The following is a 20954-nucleotide window of genomic DNA, read 5'->3' as shown; positions in this document are numbered from 1 at the left end:
ATGAGTACCGTGCGCAGCGGCGACTTGTCGACGCGGGTCCGGGTCAGGGCGTCCAGGGTGCGAAGGCGAGGGCCTCGCCACGGCGTCGTACCTCCGCGATCCCCGAGCCGCCGAAGTGCGCCGGGATCACCAACTCGCCCTGATCGGCGGCCCGTTCGAGCACCCGGCGACGACTGGCGGCGGCGCTCGCGGGGTCCAGGCAGAGGCGGCTGCTGCACTCGGGGTGCGGGATCTGGACGGGGTTGTGCAGCAGGTCACCGACGAACGCGGCCCGTTCACCTCGGGAGGCGACCCGCAGGACGGACGAGCCCGGGGTGTGGCCGGGCGCGGACTCCAGGGTCAGATGTTCGTCGACGCGGTGCTCGCCGTCCCAGAGCACGGCCTGCCCGCACCGGTGGACCGGCGCGATGCTGTCCTCGTACATCAGCCGGTCGTCGGGGCGCACCGGGCCGCCGTACGCGCCCTCGGGCCCGAAGTGGCGGTCGTCGGCGGCGGGGAGCAGATAGGTGGCGTTGGGGAAGGTAGGCGTCCAGGTGCCGTCCACGTCATGGGTGTTCCAGCCGACGTGGTCGCCGTGGATGTGGGTGTTGACGACGAGGTCGACGTCCTCGACCCGCACCCCGGCCTGCTCCAGGCGCTTCGGCAGTCCGACACCGTGCCGCTGGTGGAAGAGCGGGTTGCTCGGCCGCTCCCGCCCGTGCCCGATCCCCGTGTCCACCAGCACGGTCCGCCCGGCGCTGCGCAGCACCCAGGTCTGCACCGCCGCCACGGCCCGGTCGCTCTCCGGCTCCCAGTGGTCCGGGACCAGCACCTCCCGGTTCTCCCGCCACACCTCGGGCCCCACGCCCGGTATCAGCTCCCGGGCCGGCGCGAAGGGCGCCTCCCACTCGACGACCCGGACGACCTCGACGTCCCCGATCATGAAACGCTGTGCGCGGTCTTCAGTCATGTCCTCGACGGTAGGCGGCCTGATTGAGCATTCCAATGCCTGACTGACTCCATCGAGTACGCGTACGTCTCACTCACGATCCGACCGGCATACACTCAATCCATGGACGTGGTGAGCGACGCGATCTCCGCCGTGCGGATCGGGCAGCCCTCCTCGAACCGGCTGCGGGTGGGCGGCAGCTGGCGCACGCGGCTCGCGCCGTACGAGGGGGCGGGGTTCCATGTGGTCCTCGCGGGCGGTTGCTGGCTGCGGCCCGACGGGGACGGCGAGCCGGTGACCCTGGGCGCCGGGGATGTCGTACTGCTGCCGCGCGGGGCCGGGCATGTGCTGGCGGACTCCCCGGGGGACACGGCGGGGGCGGTGCCCTTCGAGGAGATGCGGACGCCGCCGCGCGGGCCGGACGGGCGTGAGGTGGAGCTGCTGTGCGGGAAGTACCGCCTGGACCACAGCCGGGTGCATCCTCTGCTGGCGGAGCTGCCCGATGTCGTCCATCTGCCCAACCGGGTCGGCGCGCACCCGGAACTCCGTTCCGCCGTCGACCTGTTGGCCCGTGAGCTGGACGAGCGGCGCCCGGGAGCCTGTCTCGCCCTGCCGAGCCTGCTCGACCTGCTGCTGGTCTACATGGTCCGGGCGTGGATGACCGACGCCTCGGCGGGGGTGTGGCCGGCGGTGCTGAGCGACCCGGTCACCACCGCGGCCCTGCGCGCCCTGCACTCCGATCCGGCGGCCCCCTGGACCAACGACCGGCTGGCGGCGGAGGCGGGCGTGTCCCGGGCGACGCTGGCCCGCCGCTTCACGGCGCTCGTGGGGCGCCCTCCGATGGCGTACCTGACCTGGTGGCGGCTGACCCTGGCGGCGACCCGGCTGCGGGACACCGACGCTCCCCTGGCGGCGGTGGCGCGGGAGGCCGGGTACGGCACGCCGTACGCCCTGTCGCACGCCTTCAGCCGGGAGTTCGGGGTGACGCCGGGGCGGTTCCGGGCCGCCCGGTCCCAGGGTCGGGCGGGTCAGCCCCCGGGCCGTGCCACGAACGTGTCCACCGCCACGTCGAAGTACTCCTTGGCCTCCCGCACCTTGCCGACCGGTGCCGACACCCAGACGTCGTACATCCGCCCGCCCTCGTCCCAGCACAGGTCGTAGGTGTGCCGGGGGCCCTCCGCCGAGCTGAAGCCGTTCCAGGTGAACTGCCAGAGGGCGGCGGGGTGTCCGTCGTGCTCGGTCGACGTGACCTGCCCGTCGTGGTAACCGGGGTTGGTGTCGGGCCCCTCGGCCGCCGAGCGCTTCATCACCGCGAGCGGACCGTCCGCGTCCGGGGCGGCGACCTTGATGCCGAGACGGAAGGTCTCCCCCGGCGACAGGTAGAAGACCCGCTCCCCCTGCGGCGAACGCGTGAAGTCCTCCGGCACGGCGAGCGAGAAGCCGCCCGGATCGTCGGCGACGCGGTAGCCGGAGGGGGCGGAGGGACGGGTCGCGGCGGAGCTGGGGCTGGAACGGGCCGTGGGACTGGAGCTGGGACTGGGACTGGCGCCGGCGCCGCTCGACCTACTCGGTGACGGCGAGTGCGAGGCGCTCACCGATGTCCTCGGCCCCGAACCGGTGGGCGTACGGCCCGCTTCGTCGTCCCGGTTCATCAGCAACGCGGCCGCCGACACCCCCGCGCCCGCCATCGCGGCGACCAGCAGGGCGGCCACCAGCACGCCCCGGGTGGAACGCCGGGTCTCCACCGTGGGCGGCGACGGGGGCACGGGGGCGGGCGGCGGCGGGCGGGGCACGTTCCGCTGGGTCGGCGTGTAGAGGGACGGCTGCGGGGTGCGGCCGAGGTCGCGGAAGGCGCGCAGCATGTGTTCGGCCTGCGCGGCGCCGAGCCTGCGCTCCGGGTCGCGCTCCAACAGGCCCCGTACGACGGGCAGCAGCGGCTCCGCCTGCGCGGGCGGGCGGATCTCGTCGAAGACGACGGCGTGCAGGATGCCGCCCAAGGAGTCCCGCCGGAACGGGGATTCACCGCTGAGAACCGTGCACAGCAGCGCGCCCAGCGACCACAGGTCGGACTCCGGGCCGGTCCTCGCCCCGGACATCCGCTCCGGCGCCGTGTACTCGGGCGACCCGACGAAGGAACCGGTCTCGGTGAGGGTGGTGGCGCCCGCGACCTGCGCGATGCCGAAGTCGGTGAGCACGACCCGGTCGGAGCCGGCCTCCATCAGCACGTTGGCGGGTTTGATGTCCCGGTGCAGCACACCGGCGGCGTGCGCGGTGCGCAGCGCGCTCAGCAGGCCGATGCCGATCCGCGCGGCCTCGTCGGCGTCGACCGGGCCGCGCGCGGAGATCCGGTCGGCGAGCGAGCCGCCGTCGATCAACTCCATGACGATGTACGGGCGTCCGTCGTCCTCGACCACGTCGTGCACGACGATGATGTGCGGGTGCCGCAGCTGGGCCACCGCCCGCGCCTCGCGCAGGGTGCGGTCGCGCCGTTGCCGGGCCTCCTCGTCGGAGAGCGTGTCGTCGAAGGGGAGTTCCTTGACCGCCACCTGCCGGCCGAGCAACTCGTCGGTCGCCCGCCACACCACGCCCATGCCGCCGCGTCCGAGCCGCGTCTCCAGCCGGTACCGGCCCGCGACGACACGGACGCCTTCCCCCTCGGTCCCCATGCGCCCCATCATGCCCCACCGGAGGAACCGGCTCCGGGACACCGACCGGCCAACTCCCGCGCACCCCCTACGGGGAGGTCTTCTCCTGCCAGCCCCGCAGCACCGCCTTGAACTGCTTTTCCGTCGTCGCCCAGTCGGCGGCCGGCGAGGACATGTAGATCGCGTACTCGGTGCCCTCGCGGGACATGTACGTCTCCTCGATGGCGCGCCGCGGCCCGGGGAACTTGGTGTCCTTGGCCTGCGCGGTCCACGTGTACTCCCACACCGAGCCGTCGCGGTCGCGGTAGAGGTTGCGCTGCAGCTGGACGCGCTGGTAGGCGACGAGCCGCTGGAGCTGCTGCTCCAGGTCCTTCTGGTGCTCGTAGGCGCTGTTGAAGTCCGGCGAGGTGTCGATGGCGATGCGGACGAAGTGCTTGCCGCCGTCGGGGGTGTAGTCGACCTGCCGCAGGGGCCCGGAAACGCCGACGACCTGCCGCTTCCAGCCGTCGGGCAGGGAGACGGTGAAGCCCCAGGGATCGTTGTACGGCTTCCAGTTGGCGGGATCGGTCCCCCCCGTGCCCCCGGTCGGCGAACCCGTGGGCGACGGGGCCTGCGAGGACGACGAGCCGCCGCTGTCGGAGCCCTGCCACTCGTCCCACTTCGCCAGGCCGAATGCCACGCCGTTGGCGAGGATCGCGGCGAGTGCTATGACGAGGACGACGGCGCGCAGTTTCCGCCGTTTGGGCCGAGCGGCGGGAGCGGTCGGCCCCATGCCGTTGGGGCTCATACCGTTGGGACCCATGCCGTTGGGACCCATACCGGTCGGCCCGATCGCCGTGACTCCCGTCATGGGTGGGTAGGGCGTCGCGGAGCCCGTGGGCGGTGTCGCACCGTTGTGGATGTGCGAACCAGTGCCGGGCTGGGTCTCGTAGGGGTTGCCCACATGTTGGGTCGGCACATAGACCTGCGCCGTGCTGGGGCGCCGCCCCTCCGCCGCCTCCGCGAGCATCTGCTCCGCCTCGGCCGCACCGGGCCGGGCAGCCGGGTCCTTGTGCAGGAGGGCCGCCATGACGGGCCCGAGCGGGCCGGCGTACTGCGGCTCCGTGGCCTCCTCCTCGACGACCGCCTGCATCGTGGACAGCGGCGAGGTGCGGCGGAACGGCGAGCGGCCCTCGACCGCCGTGTAGAGCGTGGCGCCCAGCGCCCACAGGTCGGAGGCGGGGCCCGGGTCGTGGCCGCGGACCCGCTCGGGGGCGAGGTAGTCGACCGAGCCGACGACCTCGCCGGTGCGGGTGATGGTCGAGTCGCCCTCGATCTGGGCGATGCCGAAGTCGGTGAGCAGCACCCGGCCGTCGTGCCCGATGAGCACGTTGCCGGGTTTGACGTCACGGTGCAGCACGCCGGCGGAGTGCGCGGCGCGCAGCGCCCGCAGCACCCACAGTCCGATCCGCGCGGCCTCGGCGGGCTCGACGCGCCCGCGCTCCTTGACCGCGTCGGCCAGCGAGTAGCCCTCGACGAGCTCCATCACGATCCACGGCCGCCCGTCGTGCTCCAGCACGTCGTGCACGGTGACGACCGCGGAATGGTTGATCCGCGCCGCGGCACGCGCCTCCGCGCGCGTGCGCGCCAGCAACCGCTCCCGGTCGCCCTCGGAGACGTAGAGCGCGGCGGTCAACTCCTTGATCGCGACGGCCCGGTGCAGCACCTCGTCGTGTGCCCGCCACACGCGGCCCATGCCGCCGCTGCCGATGGAGTCGGCGAGCCGGTAGCGGCCCGCGACAAGCTGGCCCTGCATCTGATTCACGTTGCCCCGCAATGGTCTTGACAGGGTCAGACTAAGGACCGGCCCGCTCGCAGGGAACCACGGGGGTGCCAAGGTGACACCACTGTGACGGTTGTCGCTTCGGCCGCGAGAAGTGAACCTCAGGGCGTCCGGCACGTTACGAGGCCGTGGATCACGGAAAGTGACTCACTTGGTGTACGCGTAGGTGGAGTACGCCTGCTCGTACAGCTTGGTCACCTCGTCGCGCTGGGACTCCGGGCCGCGCACCTGCACGACGTGGTACCGCCCGTCGATCAGGATCGCGAGATTGCGGACGTACAGATCGTGTCCGCCGCCGTCGGTCCAGGTGAACTGCCCCTCGGCCATGACCCGTGTGCCCACGGTGATGGTTCTCAGCCCGGTCGCGGTGGCCCAGCTGGAACTGCGGTACGGCTGCAGCTCGTGCTCCTCGTCGCGCTGGTACGCCATCGGATCGCTGCCGTACGTCACCGCGCCGTCCCGCCCCGGCACGACGATCAGCTGGAAGTCGCCCTTGGAGTAGACGACCTGGTTCCAGGCGTTCTTGTCCGCCCGGCTCCACCCCTTGGCCACGGCGACCTGGAACCCCTCGGGGTCCTTGCGCAGGGTGAACCCGGCGGCGACGTCGGGGTCGGTGGTCTGGGTCCCGGTGGCCCCGGCGGAGCTCGAGGGACTCTTCTCGGGCGTGGGCGAGGACTTCGGGGACGGGGACCGACCGCCGGTGCTCTTTCCGGACGGCTGCGGTGCGGGACTGACGTCCCCGGCCGCGCCGGTCCGCTGCCCGCCCGCGGCGCCGTCGTCGCCGGCCTTGGGCAGGAACAGCATGGCGTAGGCGACCGCGCCCGCGAGCAACAGCAGTATCAACAGCAGCAGGGTCCTGCCGAGCCGTCGGGGGGAGTGCGCCTGCTCCTTGGCCCGCTTGTGCCGGCCGTGCGGGGAGGTCGCGGGCAGCCCGGCACGCCGCCTGCGCACCAGTTCGCCGCGCCGCCGGATGATCGGCAGCCGGTTCGGGTCGGTGGGCGGCGCGGGGACGACATGCGTACCGGCGTCCGGTTCGGGAGCCGACCGCACCAGCGAACGCAGCCAGCCCCTGAGTTCCTCGAACTCCAGCCGCTCGGTCGGGTCCTGTCGCAGCAACGACTCCACGACCGGCCTGAGCGGCCCGCACTCCTCGGCGAAGGCGGGCGGCTCGGCACAGACCATCTGCACCAGCTCGGCCGTCGACTCCTCGGGGTAGGGCGCGTGTCCCTGTACGGCCCTGAAGAGCAGCGCTCCGAGCGCCCACAGGTCGGTCGCCGGCCCGATGGGCGCCGCCAGTTGCCAGTTCTCGTGCACGGGGCCGGCCTGCTCCGGCGCCCACCGTTCGGTGACGGGCCCCACGACGGCCATCCGAGCCTGCCGCGCCCGCTCCGCCTCGAGAGCCGTGGTGGGCCCACGGGACGGCACGGGGGTCTTCGCCAGCAAGTCGTCCCAGTGGGCGGGCGGTCGGGGAGCGCCGGTGTCCGACGACGGGAGGCCGGGGGCGGAGGGGCGGGGGGTGCCGTGCTCCGGCGTCGGGATGCCCGGTGCCTGGGGGCGAGGTACCGAGGGACGGGACTCGCCGAACTCCGAGGCCGGGAGGCCGGTCGCGGGGGCCGCGCCCAGGTCATGGGCCGAGGTGCCGGGCGCGCCGAAGGGGTCACCGGTGCCGGGAACGCCGCTGTGTGCGCCGTTTTCCGCATACGTGCCGCGGCCGTTGTCACCCCCGGAGGGCAACGCCGCCGGACCGTCCTGCCCCGAGGTGCCGTTGCCCGGTCCCCCCGGCGCCGGTGTTGCCCCGGCTCCGGGACGACGGGAGGCGCCGTGCCAGGGCGCTCCGCCCACCCCGTACGGGTCGGCTATCTGCCCCGGCGGCACCTGGGGCGCATGCTCGACACCCTCACCCGAGGGGTACGGCTGTGCCGTGCCGTTGGTCTGCGTCGCGGGGTCCGCCTCAGGGGCCGGGCGGGCGCCGGGCAGGGCCGTGCGGCCGTTCTGCGCCTCCTGGACGCGGGCCGCGGCACGGGCGCCCGCCCGGTAGGCGGCGATCGCCCCGGCCCGCGCCGCCCTGATGTCCCCGCCGGTCTCCAGGGCCTTGGGCACCACGGCCCCCGACCCACCGCTCCCGTGGGCGGTGTCCGCCTCGGCACTCGGCAGCCCGCCGGCTGTACGCGCCCTGATCGCGGCACTCCGGGCGGCCACGGGATCGACGTCACCGAGCCCGCCCGGGGAAGTCCGCGCAGCCTGTCCGCCGCGCCCGCCGGGACCGGCCTGTCCGCCGAGCACCCCGAAGGCCCCCGTACCGCCGGAGGCCTCAACTCCGCTGTATCCTCCGGCGTCTCCCCGGCCGTCAGCCGGTGCGCTGCCCGGCGGGTCGTCGTCGTCCGGGGCCGGTACCGGGTCGTAGCCGCACAGGGCCTCCTCCGCGGCGCCGACCGCGAGGCCCGTCAGCATCACGCGGCCGTCGTCGCAGACGAGGACCGTGCGGGCGGTGATGTTCCGGTGCACCCAGCCGTGCGCGTGCAGGACCCGCAGCGCCATCAGGACGTCGGAGGCCACCTCGGCCGCCCGGTACGGAGGCAGCGGCTTCTCGGCGAGCAGCGCCGCCAGCGGCCGCGCGGCCACCAACTCGCTGACGATCCACAGCGACCCGCCCTCGGCGAACACGTCGAAGACCTGGTCGAGCCGCGGATGATCGGGTATGCGCGCCGCCGCCTGGGCCGCCTCGACCGCCCGCCGCACCGCGGGGTCCGTGGGCCTGCGGACGCCACCGCGCGCCGACGGGCGCCGACTCCCCCGGTCCCAGGGGTCACGCGCCGTGAACCCGTCCGGCAGCCCCTCCGCGTCGAGCACCTCCGCCTCGACGACCTCCGGCAACGGCACCTGCCGGACCAGGACTTCCTGCCCGCTGTAGGTGTCGAAGGCCCGGGTCTCGGTGAGTTCGTACTCGTCGGACGGCGGCAACGGCAGGCGGTAGCGGTCGGCGAGCACCCGACCCGCATAGTCCTCCACGCTGCCTCCCTCGGCCGCCCGGTCGGTCAATTCCGTTCGCCCTGTGCCCTGTTCCGGACACATACCTGGATGCGTACGGTCCGCAAGCCTTCACGATACGTGCCGGAGGCAATCCGTAGAGAGGGGATACCAGATCTGACGCTTCAAACTCGGACCAGTCGCTTTACGACTTCGGTTCGAACGTCTTCGCGAGCGTGTGCCAGGTGTCCTTACGGAGGTCACTGTCCCAGTTCGCGGCTTTCGCCGTGTACATCAGGGCGTACCCGAGATGGCCGTTCACGACGAATCCCCGGTCGATCGTCCGGTACTGCGTCCCGCCCTCCACATAGGTGAACTCCCAGTCCGCCGCGTTCCAGCCGCGGTAGTCCACCTGCTCTATTCGGATCTTCTGGTACTGCGAGCGCACCATGTAGCGCTCCTGGTTCTTCCAGTCCCCCACCGGGTCGCTCTTCGGCGTGGACGTCCAGGCGATGAGCAGCTTCTGTCCGTCCGGCCCGGTGAACCGGTCTCCCGCGGCACTCGTCGACTGGTACTTCCAGCCCTCGGGCAGACCGATCGAGTACCCCTGACTCCCCTGGTACGTCGACGCCACCGCGCCGTCGCCTCCGGAGGAACCGCCCGCCTGCGTCCCGCTGCCGCCGGACGCGCTCGGGCTGTTGCCCGGAGTGCCGCCCCCGGTCGATGTCCCCGGGGACTTCGTCGAGCCGCCGTCCGCCTTGCCTCCGGCGCCCGTGTCCTCCTTGGTGCGGGGGCTGGCGGACGCGCTCGCGACGGTCTTTCCGCCGCTCTTCTTCGCCCCGTTGTCGGAACTGTCGTCGCCCCCGCCCAGCGTGAGGGCCAGCACGGTCCCGATCACGGCGAGCGCGACGACCACCGCGATGATCACCAGCGTGCGCCGGGGCACCACGTCGGTGATCGGCGCCCTCGGCACGGGCCGCGGCGGCAGATCGGGCGGCGTCATCACCGGCCACCCCGAACTCCGGCCACCGGCCGCCCCGCTCGCCCCCTGCCCCGCACCCTTCGAACCCCCAGAGGCTCCCCCCGAAGACGCCGAGGAGGCGGAGGACGCCGAGGAGGCGGAAGGCCCCGCAGACCCGGCAGACCCCGCAGAGGCACTGGAAGCCGAAGCAGCTCCGGAAGCCGCCGACCCGACGGAGGCGGACCCGGCGGAAGTGGGCGCGGGAGATGAAGACCTGGCAGAAGAGGCCGACGACTGCGACGGAACGGACGGCGCCGAAGACGCCTTCCCGCCCGCCGGCGCCGCAGCACCGCGCGACGCCGAGGGAGTACCCGGGACCCCGGGTGCCCCCGGAGCCGCGGGAGGTACCCCCGGCGGCGGCGGAACCGCGGCTCCCTTCGCCCCCGCTCCGGCGGTCCCGCCGGCCACGGTCCCGCCCGACGCGGCACCCCCGGCGCCCGAACCCGCCGTACCACCGCCCGACTTGCCGCGGGACGTGGCCGCCGAACCGGCCGCGGCCGCCACGGCGGCCTTGCGCATGGAGCGCAGCGCCCCGCGCAGCTTCTCCCCGGCCTCCTCGCCCCGCTTGCTGCCGGAGCCACCCGAACCGCCCTTGCCCGCGGGCCGGTCCGGCTGCGCCGGGATCGGCACGACCTTGGTCGCGTCCGCCGGCGGCTCCGGCTCGGCCCTGCGCTCGGGCGCGTGGATGACGGCGTTGAGCATGGCCCGCGCCCGGGCGTCGTCGAGCCGCTGCGCCGGGTCCTTGGTGAGCAGCCCGTAGATGACGTCCTTCAGCGGACCCGCGTTCTTCGGCTCCTCCAGCGGCTCGGTCATCACCGCGGTCAGGGTCGCGATCGCGGAGCCCTTGTCGTAGGGCGGCACGCCCTCGACCGCCGCGTACAGCAGTCCGCCGAGCGACCACAGGTCGGCAGCGGGACCCGGCTTGTGTCCGCGGGCCCGCTCCGGGGAGATGTAGGAGGGCGCGCCGACGAGCATGCCGGTGGACGTGATGGACGGATCGCCCTCGACCTGGGCGATGCCGAAGTCGGTGAGCACCACCCGGTCGGTGTCGGACTCCAACAGCACGTTCGACGGCTTCACGTCGCGGTGCAGGATGCCCTCGCGGTGCGCCGAGCGCAGCACGTCCAGGATGGCGAGCCCGACCTCGGCGGCCCGCTTGGGCTCCAGCAGGCCGTCCTCCCGGATGACCTCGGCCAGCGACTTGCCCTCAACGAGCTCCATCACGATCCACGGCCGGTCGTCCTCGTCGACCACGTCGAAGACCGTCACCGCGCTGTTGTTGCGGATCCGCGCGATCGCCTTGGCCTCGCGCAGCGTCCGCGTGATCAGCCGGCGCTTCTCGTCGTCGTCGATGTTCGACGGGAACCGCAACTCCTTGACGGCGACCGTCCTGCCCAGGGTCTCGTCCTCGGCCCGCCACACCGTGCCCATGCCGCCCCGGCCGAGCACGTCGTGCAGCCGGTACCGCCCGGCGAGAAGACGCTCGCTCTTGTCCTGACGAGAGTCCTGACGAGTGTCCTGACGAGATGTACCCGCCCGCTCCGCCTCCGACATGCGTCCCCTCATACAACCCGCCCTGACAGAGCCTCCATTGTCCCTCACCCGACAAGTGCCCGACGCCCAGGGTGCCTCTGGCCCGACGACGGCCCGCGCACACCGGTCCGACGGCCGACCGACCTCTCTCAGTTCCCTTACAGGACCATCACAACCACCACAAAGCCACCTCCTGACCACCAGACCCGGACCAAGTCCGCGTCTCGCCACCCGGGATGATGGGCCGTGACAAGGGAGGAGTCCGCGATGCCGTCGCTTCGAGCGCTGCTGGTCCTGCCCGTGTCCCTGGCACTGCTCGCCCTGGCCCCGGCCGACTCCACCGCGCCCCGGCCACCGACCACGGACACGGTCCTCCCGCTGCTGGTCACGCGCGGCGGCGCCCCGGCCGCGGCGCTGCTGGTCCGCGACGGAGCCGGCAGCCACTACGCCCGGGCCGGTACCGGCATCGCCCGCGACGACCACTTCCGCGCCGGGAGCATGACGAAGACGCTCATCGCGACGCTCGTCCTGCAACTTGCCGAAGAACACCGGCTGAAGCTGTCCGACACCGTGGAGCAGCACCTGCCCGGCCTGGTGCGCGGGGCCGGCAACGACGGCCGCACGATCACCCTGCGCGCCCTGCTCACCCACACCAGCGGTCTGCACGACTTCACCGCCGACACCAAGGGCCTGGTCCCCCTCTCCCCTCGTCAGGCCGTACGCATGGCCCTCACCCACCCTCCGGCCCACCCCGGCCGTTTCTCCTACTCGAACACCAACTACGTCCTGCTCGGCATGGTCGTCCGGCAGGTGACCGGCCACTCCTACGCCGCCGAGGCCGAGCGTCGCATCATCGCTCCGCTGGGTCTGACCGGCACCTCCTTCCCTGGCTCCCGCATGTCGCTTCCCTCCCCGCACGGCCGCGCCTATGCCGCCGACGGAACCGACGTCACCGAGCTCGACCCGCGGGTGGCCGGGGCCGCGGGCGAGCTGGTGACCACGCTCACCGATCTGGACCGCTTCTACGCGGCCCTGCTCGGCGGGCGTCTGCTGCCCCCGCGCCGGCTGCGCGAGATGCGCGACACCCGCGCCGCACACGGCTTGTACGGCATGGGCCTGTATCCGGAGAAGCTGCCGTGCGGCACCACGGTGTGGGGACACAACGGCCGCATCCTCGGCAGCTACGTGCGCACCGCGGCCACCGTCGACGGCCGTCGCGTCCTCACCTACCGGGTGAACACGACGGCGATCACAGACCCCGACCTCGAACCGGCCCTGATCGCCGCCGAGTTCTGCCCTCGCACCTCGTAGAACGACCCGGTTCCGAACGAAGATCCCGGTTCACGACACTCGTTCGAGTGAACCGAGCGGGGCTTCCCGGGACAGCGGCTGCGGGGTACCCCGAGAACGGCACCCTGCAGCGGCACAGTGTCCGGCACCCCACAGCGGCGCCCTACAGCGGCACAGTGCCCGGCACCCCACAGCGGCGCCCTACAGCGCCACAGTGTCCGGTGCCCTTCAGCGGCGCCCTACAGCGGCACGATGTCCGGCGCCCCCAGCCGCGCCGCGTCCGCCGTCAGGTCGTCCGGCTGCCGCTGGGACTCCCGCTCGGCCTCCACCCGCTTCTCGTAGTGCTCGACCTCGCGCTCGATCTGGTCCTTGTCCCAGCCCAGCACCGGAGCCATCAGCTCGGCGGCTTCATGGGCGCTGCGCGTCCCCCGGTCGAAGGTCTCTATGGAGATACGGGTGCGCCGGGTCATGACGTCGTCCAGATGCCGCGCCCCCTCGTGCGAGGCGGCGTACACGATCTCGGCGCGCAGATAGTCGTCGGCGGCCGGCATCGGCTCGCCCAGCGAGGAGTCGGAGGCGATGAGGTCGAGGAGCTCCTCGGCCATCGAGCCGTAACGGTTCAGCAGATGCTCCACCCGCACCACGTGCAGTCCCGTCCGGGCCGCGATCCGCGCTCGCGCGTTCCACAGCGCCCGGTAGCCCTCTGCGCCCAGCAGCGGCACGTCCTCCGTGACGCACTCGGCGACCCGCATGTCGAGCCCGTGCACCGCCTCGTCGACGGCGTCCTTGGCCATCACCCGGTAGGTCGTGTACTTGCCGCCCGCCACGACCACCAGCCCCGGCACCGGGTGGGCCACGGTGTGCTCGCGCGACAGCTTGCTGGTGGCGTCGGACTCGCCGGCAAGGAGCGGGCGCAGCCCCGCGTACACGCCCTGGACGTCGTCGCGGGTGAGTGGCACCGCGAGCACCGAGTTCACATGTTCCAGCAGATAGTCGATGTCCGCGCTGGAGGCGGCCGGGTGCGCCTTGTCGAGGTCCCAGTCGGTGTCGGTCGTGCCGACGATCCAGTGCCGGCCCCAGGGGATGACGAAGAGGACGGACTTCTCCGTGCGCAGGATCAGGCCGGTCGAGGAGTTGATGCGGTCCTTCGGCACGACCAGGTGGATGCCCTTGGAGGCACGGACGTGGAACTGTCCGCGCTCGCCGACCATCGCCTGGGTGTCGTCGGTCCACACCCCGGTCGCGTTGACGACCTGCTTGGCGCGGATCTCGTACTCGCCGCCCGCCTCGACGTCCTGCACGCGCGCGCCCACGACCCGCTCGCCCTCACGCAGGAAACCCGTCACCCGGGCGCGGTTGGCGCACTTGGCGCCGTAGGCGGCCGCCGTGCGCACCAGGGTGGCCACATAACGCGCGTCGTCCATCTGGGCGTCGTAGTACTGCAGGGCGCCGACCAGTGCGTCCTTCTTCAAGGCGGGCGCGACGCGCAGGGCGTGACGGCGGGTCAGGTGACGGTGGGCCGGCAGACCGCGCCCGTGTCCGCGGGCCATCGACATCGCGTCGTAGAGCGCGACGCCCGAGCCGGCGTACAGCCGCTCCCAGCCCTGGTGCTGCAACGGGTACAGGAACGGCACCGGCTTCACGAGATGCGGGGCGAGGCGCTCCAGCAGCAGCCCGCGCTCCTTCAGGGCCTCCCGTACGAGGGCGAAGTCCAGCATCTCCAGATAGCGCAGTCCGCCATGGATCAGCTTGCTGGACCTGCTGGAGGTGCCCGACGCCCAGTCACGCGCCTCGACGAGCCCGGTGGACAGGCCGCGGGTCACGGCGTCGAGGGCGGTGCCGGCACCGACCACACCGCCGCCCACCACCAGGATGTCCAGTTCGCGCTCGGCCATCGCCGCCAGTGACTCGGCGCGCTGTCCCGGCCCGAGTGTCGCTGTCCTCACTGCTGCCTCCCGCTATCGATAGCGCCGGCCGCACCCGTCGGGCGAAGCCCGTGTCGTACCCCCCATGCCCAAATTCTGACCGTCTTGCCCGACTTCAGCCACCACTGCTCCCCACCCTGTGGACAACTTTCCCGGGACGACCGGAAAACACAGGCGACCAATCCCGCATAACGGTCATATTTACTCCTAGTCTGACATTGCGCTCGCCCATCCTGTCCACCGGGCTTGCGCACCTGTCCCGCTTCGGTTATTGGGAAGGACGGCCCACGCCATGCCCGCAGATCTCGCCGTCATCGGACTCGGCCCGTTCGGCCTGCCCCTGGCCCAGGCCGCCGTGGCCGCGGGCATCCCCACGCTCGGTTACCGCACCGGGCCGGAGCCCGGCTCGCTCAGCCCCGCCGAACTGCGCCGGATGCTCTCGGGGGGCTTCCGGCACGCCACCAGCCCCGCCGAGCTGGGCCGCGTCCGCACCGCGGTCATCTGCGCGCCGACCCCGCCCGGCCCGGACGGCGGTCTCGACCTCACCCAGGTGGAGGCGGCGGCCCGCACCCTGGCCGCGCACCTGCGCCCGCACACCACGGTCATCCTGGAGTCGGCGGTCCCCCCGGGCACCACGCAGGACGTGCTGCGCCCGATCCTCGAAGAGGGTTCCCGGCTACGCGCGGGGCGCGATTTCCACCTCGCCTACTCCCCCAGCCGGGTGGACCCCGGCAACCGCGACGTCACGCCCGCCGGCACCCCCAAGGTCATCGGCGGCCTCACCCCCGCCTGCACCGAGTCGGCCGCGGCCTTCTACGGCCGCCTCACCGACAAGGTGGTACGCGCGCGTGGCCTGCGCGAAGCGGAGACGGTCCAGCTCCTGGAGACGAATTTCCGGCACGTCAACATCGCCCTCGTCAACGAGATGGCCGTCCTCTGCCACGATCTCGGCGTCGACCTCTGGGACGTGATCCGCTGCGCGGAGACCAAGCCGTTCGGCTTCCACGCCTTCCGTCCCGGCCCCGGCGTCGGCGGCCACGCCGTCCCCCAGGACCTGAGCGTCCCCGCCGGCCGCACCCTGCGCATGGTCGAACTGGCCCAGCAGGTCAACAGCCAGATGCCGCGTTACGTCGTCCAGCGCGCGGCGACGCTCCTGAACGAACACGGCAAGTCCGCGCGCGGCGCCCGTGTCCTCCTGCTCGGCGTCACCTACAAACCCGACCTCGCCGACCAACAGGCCACTCCCGCGCGCGAGATCGCCGTCCGCCTGATGGAACTGGGCGCCTCCGTCAGCTACCACGACCCGCACGTCCCGTCCTGGAACGTCCTCGACCGTCCGGTCCCGCGCGCCGACTCCCTCTACGAGGCCGCCGCCGACGCCGACCTGACGATCCTGCTCCAGCACCACCGCACGTACGACCTCCAGGGCCTGTCGGTGAAGGCCCAGCTGCTTCTGGACACACGCGGGGCGACACCGACGGGAGCGGCGCACCGGCTCTGACGGCAAATTCACTGGTGGTCGTGTCAGTCCTGCCTGTTAGTCTCCCCTCACTCGTCGCACAGTCGTGCGCACGTTTCTCTGCTTCACCATTCCGCTCGTTCCATCCCGTGGGGGGATTTCTGTCATGAGCCAGTCAGCTCCACCGCCGCAGCAGCCGTCGGCGCAGCCGGAGGCCCAGCCGCAGCCGCAGCCGGTCGACGGCAACCCGTACGCCCAGCAGCCCGCCGACGCCGCGCCGTACGCCCCGCAGCCGGGCGCCGTACCGCCGCCTCCGGCACCGGGAGTCCCGTACGGGGCGGTTCCCGCACCCGCTTCGGTGCGGAACAACATCGGCGTCGGTCTGCTGGCCGCCTTCGCCGCCGCCGTGGTCGCCGCCGGCGTCTACGGGGCGATCATCGGCCTGACCAAGCACGAGATCGGCTGGGCGGCGGTCGGCGTCGGCTTCCTGGTGGGCCTCGCCGCGGGCCGTCTCGGCGGCCGCAACCCCGTGCTGCCGGTCGCGAGCGCGGCGCTGTCCCTGGGCTCCGTCTACATCGGCCAGCTGGTGGGCGAGGCGATGATCGGCGCCAAGGAGACGGGGCTCAGCTTCAGCGAACTGTTCTTCCAGCACTTCGACGTCGTCCAGGAGGCATGGAAAGCGGACGCCGACCCGCTGACCTTCCTGTTCTTCGCGATCGCCGCGTACGTCGCCTTCACGGGGGCCAAGAAGGCGGCGCTCTGACGCTGCCGGTACGCGGCGGAGGGGCGGCGCGTCGGTGGTGAAGGGGGGCGCGCGGGTGTGACGGGCTCTGGGGCCGGTGGCATGAGGGGCGCGCCGCGGGTACCTTACGGAGGCAGGTGGGGCCGGTCGCAGAGGGCACTGCGGCAGGCTCCTGGATGGATCACGGAGTGTCCGCCCCTAGCTTGCGTGGGGACGGCCGCTCACCAACACACCCACTGGGTGGAGCCCACCGCAGCGGCTACTGCGGCAGGCTCCTGGATGGTTCACGGAGTGTCCGCCCCTAAGTTGTCTGGGGGCGGCCGCTCACCATCCGAAAATCCGCAAGATCCACCTCCTCCGGCACTTCACCATCCACAGACGGATCCGATCCCAGCGAGTGGGCTTGCGGTGACGTCCCATGGACGCCCCCTTCCACGACACCGCCCAGTAGCCCGGTGAGACGGTCCGTCGGAAATCGGGCCGGGCCCCGAGGAGCGGGGTCCGGAACCAAGTCCTTGGAAGGGGGCGCTCCAGCAACTTGGGGCGCCGATACGGACGTTATCGCCCCCGACCCGGCTGACCAGCCCGTATCTGCCCCGAACGCAACCGCACGCCCCCACACCACCCCACGCGCCCCGCGCAAGCCCCGGGCACACGAAAGGGGCCGGTCACCCCTCAGGTGACCGGCCCCTTCTCGCCGTAACCCCTACCGCTTGTGCTGAGAGTCCGCCACCGTCACCTCGACGCGCTGGAACTCCTTCAGCTCGCTGTAGCCGGTCGTGGCCATCGCCCGGCGCAGCGCGCCGAAGAAGTTCATGGAGCCGTCGGGGGTGTGCGAGGGGCCCGTCAGGACTTCCTCGATCGTGCCGACCGTGCCGAGGTCGACCTTCTTGCCGCGCGGCAGCTCCTCGTTGACGGCCTCCATGCCCCAGTGGTGGCCGCGGCCCGGCGCGTCCGTCGCGCGGGCGAGCGGGGAACCCATCATCACCGAGTCCGCGCCGCAGGCGATCGCCTTGGGGAGGTCGCCGGACCAGCCCACGCCACCGTCGGCGATCACGTGCACGTACCGGCCGCCGGACTCGTCCATGTAGTCACGGCGGGCCGCCGCCACGTCCGCGACCGCCGTCGCCATGGGCACCTGGATGCCCAGCACGTTCCTCGTGGTGTGCGCCGCGCCGCCGCCGAAGCCGACCAGGACGCCCGCCGCGCCCGTGCGCATCAGGTGCAGGGCCGCCGTGTACGTGGCGCAGCCGCCGACGATCACCGGGACGTCGAGCTCGTAGATGAACTGCTTCAGGTTCAGCGGCTCGTGCGAGCCGGAGACGTGCTCCGCGGAGACCGTCGTACCGCGGATGACGAAGATGTCGACGCCCGCGTCCACGACCGCCTTGGAGAACTGCGCCGTGCGCTGCGGGGAGAGCGCGGCGGCCGTGACCACGCCGGAGTCGCGCACCTCCTTGATGCGCGCGCCGATCAGCTCCTCCTTGATGGGAGCCGCGTAGATCTCCTGGAGACGGCGGGTGGCCGTGTCGGCGTCCAGCTCGACGATCTCGTCGAGCAGTGGCTGCGGGTCCTCGTGCCGCGTCCACAGACCTTCGAGGTTCAGGACGCCGAGGCCGCCGAGCTCGCCGATGCGGATGGCGGTGGCCGGGGAGACGACCGAGTCCATGGGGGCGGCCAGGAAGGGCAGCTCGAAGCGGTAGGCGTCGATCTGCCAGGCGATCGAGACCTCCTTCGGGTCCCGCGTACGGCGGCTGGGGACGACGGCGATGTCGTCGAAGGCGTACGCCCGGCGGCCGCGCTTGCCGCGCCCGATCTCGATCTCAGTCACGTCTGTGGCCTTTCCCTGATGCGTTTCAGCGTCTTCCAGTATCGCCGACGGGTACGACAAGGGCGGCCCCGGATGCTTCCGCGGGGCCGCCCCTCGTACGCCTGAGGCCTACTTGCTGCTGTAGTTCGGCGCCTCGACCGTCATCTGGATGTCGTGCGGGTGGCTCTCCTTCAGGCCCGCGGAGGTGATCCGCACGAAGCGGCCCTTGGACTCCATCTCGTCGATGGTGGCCGCGCCCACGTAACCCATGGTCTGGCGCAGACCGCCGACGAGCTGGTGCAGGACGCTGGAGAGCGGGCCGCGGTAGGGCACCTGGCCCTCGATGCCCTCGGGCACGAGCTTGTCGTCGGAGGCGACCTCGGCCTGGAAGTAGCGGTCCTTCGAGTACGACTTGCCCTGGCCGCGGGACTGCATGGCGCCGAGCGAGCCCATGCCGCGGTAGGACTTGAACTGCTTGCCGTTGATGAACTGCAGCTCGCCGGGCGACTCCTCGCAGCCCGCGAGCAGCGAGCCCAGCATCACCGTGTCGGCGCCGGCGGCGAGCGCCTTGCCGATGTCGCCGGAGTACTGCAGGCCGCCGTCGCCGATGAGCGGGATGCCGGCCGGGCGGGCGGCGAGGGAGGCCTCGTAGATGGCGGTGACCTGCGGGACGCCGATACCGGCGACCACGCGCGTGGTGCAGATGGAGCCGGGGCCCACGCCGACCTTGATGCCGTCGACGCCGGCGTCGATCAGCGCCTGGGCGCCGTCGCGGGTGGCGACGTTGCCGCCGATCACGTCGACGCTCACGCTGGACTTGATCTTCGACATCCAGCTGAGCGCGTTGCTGTTGTGGCCGTGCGAGGTGTCGACGACCAGGAAGTCCACGCCCGCCTCGGCCAGCGCCTGGGCCCGCTCCAGCGCCTCGGGGCTCGCGCCCACCGCGGCGCCGACGAGCAGCCGGCCCTCGGAGTCCTTGGCGGCGTTCGGGTACTTCTCGGCCTTGACGAAGTCCTTGACGGTGATCAGGCCCTTGAGGACGCCCGCCTCGTCGACCAGCGGAAGCTTCTCGATCTTGTGGCGGCGCAGCAGCTCCATGGCGTCCACGCCGGAGATGCCGACCTTGCCGGTGACCAGCGGCATCGGCGTCATGACCTCGCGTACCTGGCGGCTGCGGTCGCTCTCGAAGGCCATGTCACGGTTGGTGACGATGCCCAGGAGCTTGCCGGCCGGGTCGGTGACGGGGACACCGCTGATGCGGAACTTGGCGCACAGCGCGTCCGCGTCGGCGAGGGTGGCCTCGGGGTGCACGGTGATGGGGTCGGTGACCATGCCGGACTCGGACCGCTTGACCAGGTCGACCTGGTTGACCTGGTCCTCGACCGAGAGGTTGCGGTGCAGCACGCCGACGCCGCCGAGGCGGGCCATCGCGATGGCCATGCGGGACTCGGTCACCTTGTCCATCGCCGCCGAGAGCAGCGGGATGTTGACCCGGACGTTGCGCGAGATGCGGGACGAGGTGTCGACCGCGTTGGGGAGGACCTCGGAGGCTCCCGGCAGCAGCAGCACGTCGTCGTAGGTCAGCCCGAGTGTCGCGAATTTACCGGGCACTCCGTCGACGTTTGCAGTCATGACACCTTCCCCAAATGGCCTTGATCGGTGCGGATGTCCATGCTAACGGGAAGCAGGGCCGTCGAATTCCACGGTTCCGCGTGACCTCGGGCTTCGTATGTTCGTACGGAATCCCCGAGCGGCCTGTTCAAGAAAGGCGCCGGCTTCGGGAAAGCCGCCGACCGCCCAGGAATTACTGTTCCGCCAGTGCCCTGAGCCGGCTCAGGGCCCGGTGCTGCGCCACCCGGACCGCGCCGGGTGACATTCCCAACATCTGACCTGTCTCCTCGGCCGTGAGCCCCACCGCGATGCGCAGCAGCAACAGCTCCCGCTGGTTCTCCGGCAGGTTGGCCAGCAGTTTCTTGGCCCATTCGGCGTCGCTGCTGAGCAGCGCGCGCTCCTCCGGGCCCAGCGAGTCGTCCGGCCGCTCCGGCATCTCGTCGGACGGGACCGCCGTCGAACCCGGGTGCCGCATCGCCGCCCGCTGCAGGTCGGCGACCTTGTGCGCGGCGATGGCGAAGACGAACGCCTCGAAAGGACGGCCGGTGTCCCGGTAGCGCGGCAGCGCGAGCAGGACGGCCACGCAGACCTCCTGCGCGAGGTCCTCCACGAAGTGCCGGGCGTCGCCCGGCAGCCGGGACAACCTGGTGCGGCAGTACCGCAGCGCCAGCGGGTGGACATGGGCGAGCAGATCGTGCGTGGCCTGCTCGTCCCCGTCCACCGCGCGATGGACGAGTGCACCGATCGCCCCTGCGGCGTTCGCCGCCTCGTCGTCGCGCATCGGTCCATGGTGCCTTGCGGCCGTGTCGTCCGTGGCACCGCGTCCGATGTTGTGCACCGAAGCGTTATGAGCAGGTGCGCCGGAACTCATCCCCTGCGCCCTCCCCTTCCGCTCGACCGACTCGTCCCCGAGAGACTCCACATCTCCAAGGATGCGGCATCCGCGCCGAAACGAGCAGCGGGTACCGACGGAGCCATTTGACCTGCGTCGCAAACCGCGCCCTGAACGGGCGCGGGGCTGCGTCAATCTGCGGCTACCGCCGCGTGGGCGCGACCGGCCACGAACGGCCCGCACCAGTAACGACAGCCTTTACGACCGAGCTCTCAGCGAACCAGACCCCACCGGAAGCCGAGTGCCACGGCATGCGCCCGGTCCGACGCGCCCAGCTTCTTGAACAGCCGCCGAGCGTGCGTCTTCACG

12 protein-coding genes and 2 pseudogenes are annotated in these 20954 nt (G+C 72.1%); 4 read left to right on the top strand and 10 right to left on the bottom strand.

The features are described 5' to 3' along the window. Nucleotides 1–43: 43 nt before the first annotated feature. Entirely contained in the window at nucleotides 44–949 is a 906-nt protein-coding gene (locus tag ACWCQ1_RS43580) for an MBL fold metallo-hydrolase (protein ID WP_451029050.1), read from the bottom strand. 102 nt (nucleotides 950–1051) lie between these two features. Between ACWCQ1_RS43580 and ACWCQ1_RS43575 the strand changes: the two are divergent. Next, a pseudogene (locus tag ACWCQ1_RS43575) lies at nucleotides 1052–1936 on the top strand (AraC family transcriptional regulator); the annotation flags it as partial. A 20-nt stretch (nucleotides 1937–1956) separates the two neighbouring features. Here the strand turns inward: ACWCQ1_RS43575 and ACWCQ1_RS43570 are convergent. From ACWCQ1_RS43570 to ACWCQ1_RS43555, 4 genes are all read right to left on the bottom strand, one after another. After that, entirely contained in the window at nucleotides 1957–3594 is a 1638-nt protein-coding gene (locus ACWCQ1_RS43570) for a serine/threonine-protein kinase (protein ID WP_358593239.1), read from the bottom strand. A gap of 67 nt (nucleotides 3595–3661) precedes the next feature. Continuing rightward, on the bottom strand, nucleotides 3662–5368 hold the full coding sequence (locus ACWCQ1_RS43565; RefSeq protein WP_451029049.1) for a serine/threonine-protein kinase: 1707 nt from the start codon (nucleotides 5366–5368) through the stop codon (nucleotides 3662–3664). A 174-nt stretch (nucleotides 5369–5542) separates the two neighbouring features. Beyond that, nucleotides 5543–8404, bottom strand: a complete 2862-nt coding sequence (locus ACWCQ1_RS43560) for a protein kinase (RefSeq protein WP_451029048.1) — start codon at nucleotides 8402–8404, stop codon at nucleotides 5543–5545. A 163-nt stretch (nucleotides 8405–8567) separates the two neighbouring features. Beyond that, nucleotides 8568–10937 carry a serine/threonine-protein kinase gene (locus tag ACWCQ1_RS43555; RefSeq protein WP_451029047.1) on the bottom strand — a complete coding sequence of 790 codons (2370 nt, stop codon included), beginning with the start codon at nucleotides 10935–10937 and terminating at the stop codon, nucleotides 8568–8570. 246 nt (nucleotides 10938–11183) lie between these two features. On the opposite strand from ACWCQ1_RS43555, the gene ACWCQ1_RS43550 reads away from it, so the two are divergent. After that, complete coding sequence (locus ACWCQ1_RS43550) at nucleotides 11184–12227, top strand: serine hydrolase domain-containing protein (RefSeq protein ID WP_451029046.1); 1044 nt, start codon at nucleotides 11184–11186, stop codon at nucleotides 12225–12227. 218 nt (nucleotides 12228–12445) lie between these two features. Here ACWCQ1_RS43550 and ACWCQ1_RS43545 read toward each other — a convergent pair whose 3' ends face one another. Further along, entirely contained in the window at nucleotides 12446–14152 is a 1707-nt protein-coding gene (locus ACWCQ1_RS43545) for a glycerol-3-phosphate dehydrogenase/oxidase (RefSeq protein ID WP_133043223.1), read from the bottom strand. 271 nt (nucleotides 14153–14423) lie between these two features. Here ACWCQ1_RS43545 and ACWCQ1_RS43540 point away from each other — a divergent pair, with 271 nt between their 5' ends. Then, entirely contained in the window at nucleotides 14424–15632 is a 1209-nt protein-coding gene (locus ACWCQ1_RS43540) for a nucleotide sugar dehydrogenase (RefSeq protein ID WP_451029045.1), read from the top strand. 124 nt (nucleotides 15633–15756) lie between these two features. After that, entirely contained in the window at nucleotides 15757–16353 is a 597-nt protein-coding gene (locus ACWCQ1_RS43535) for a hypothetical protein (RefSeq protein WP_358593233.1), read from the top strand. A gap of 685 nt (nucleotides 16354–17038) precedes the next feature. Here the strand turns inward: ACWCQ1_RS43535 and ACWCQ1_RS43530 are convergent. The 4 genes and pseudogenes from ACWCQ1_RS43530 to ACWCQ1_RS43515 all read right to left on the bottom strand — a co-directional run. Next, nucleotides 17039–18163, bottom strand: coding sequence for a GuaB3 family IMP dehydrogenase-related protein (locus tag ACWCQ1_RS43530; protein ID WP_133043226.1), 1125 nt, complete (start codon nucleotides 18161–18163; stop codon nucleotides 17039–17041). Nucleotides 18164–18271: 108 nt separating this feature from the next. After that, nucleotides 18272–19774, bottom strand: a complete 1503-nt coding sequence (gene guaB, locus ACWCQ1_RS43525) for an IMP dehydrogenase (RefSeq protein ID WP_133043227.1) — start codon at nucleotides 19772–19774, stop codon at nucleotides 18272–18274. Nucleotides 19775–19946: 172 nt separating this feature from the next. Next, on the bottom strand, nucleotides 19947–20534 hold the full coding sequence (locus ACWCQ1_RS43520; RefSeq protein ID WP_093724548.1) for a sigma-70 family RNA polymerase sigma factor: 588 nt from the start codon (nucleotides 20532–20534) through the stop codon (nucleotides 19947–19949). 323 nt (nucleotides 20535–20857) lie between these two features. Then, a pseudogene (locus ACWCQ1_RS43515) lies at nucleotides 20858–20954 on the bottom strand (response regulator transcription factor); the annotation flags it as partial.

Source organism: Streptomyces sp. NPDC002144 (assembly GCF_053593695.1).
Note: the sequence above shows the minus strand (reverse complement) of the source record. Positions and strands in the feature narration are given on the sequence as shown.

Coding starts and splice junctions, on each gene's coding strand:
- guaB (WP_133043227.1), bottom strand. CDS start 19,774: ATGACTGCAAACGTCGACGGAGTGCCCGGTAAATTCGCGACACTCGGG.
- ACWCQ1_RS43520 (WP_093724548.1), bottom strand. CDS start 20,534: ATGCGCGACGACGAGGCGGCGAACGCCGCAGGGGCGATCGGTGCACTC.
- ACWCQ1_RS43570 (WP_358593239.1), bottom strand. CDS start 3,594: ATGGGGACCGAGGGGGAAGGCGTCCGTGTCGTCGCGGGCCGGTACCGG.
- ACWCQ1_RS43555 (WP_451029047.1), bottom strand. CDS start 10,937: ATGTCGGAGGCGGAGCGGGCGGGTACATCTCGTCAGGACACTCGTCAG.
- ACWCQ1_RS43535 (WP_358593233.1), top strand. CDS start 15,757: ATGAGCCAGTCAGCTCCACCGCCGCAGCAGCCGTCGGCGCAGCCGGAG.
- ACWCQ1_RS43550 (WP_451029046.1), top strand. CDS start 11,184: ATGCCGTCGCTTCGAGCGCTGCTGGTCCTGCCCGTGTCCCTGGCACTG.
- ACWCQ1_RS43565 (WP_451029049.1), bottom strand. CDS start 5,368: ATGCAGGGCCAGCTTGTCGCGGGCCGCTACCGGCTCGCCGACTCCATC.
- ACWCQ1_RS43580 (WP_451029050.1), bottom strand. CDS start 949: ATGACTGAAGACCGCGCACAGCGTTTCATGATCGGGGACGTCGAGGTC.
- ACWCQ1_RS43540 (WP_451029045.1), top strand. CDS start 14,424: ATGCCCGCAGATCTCGCCGTCATCGGACTCGGCCCGTTCGGCCTGCCC.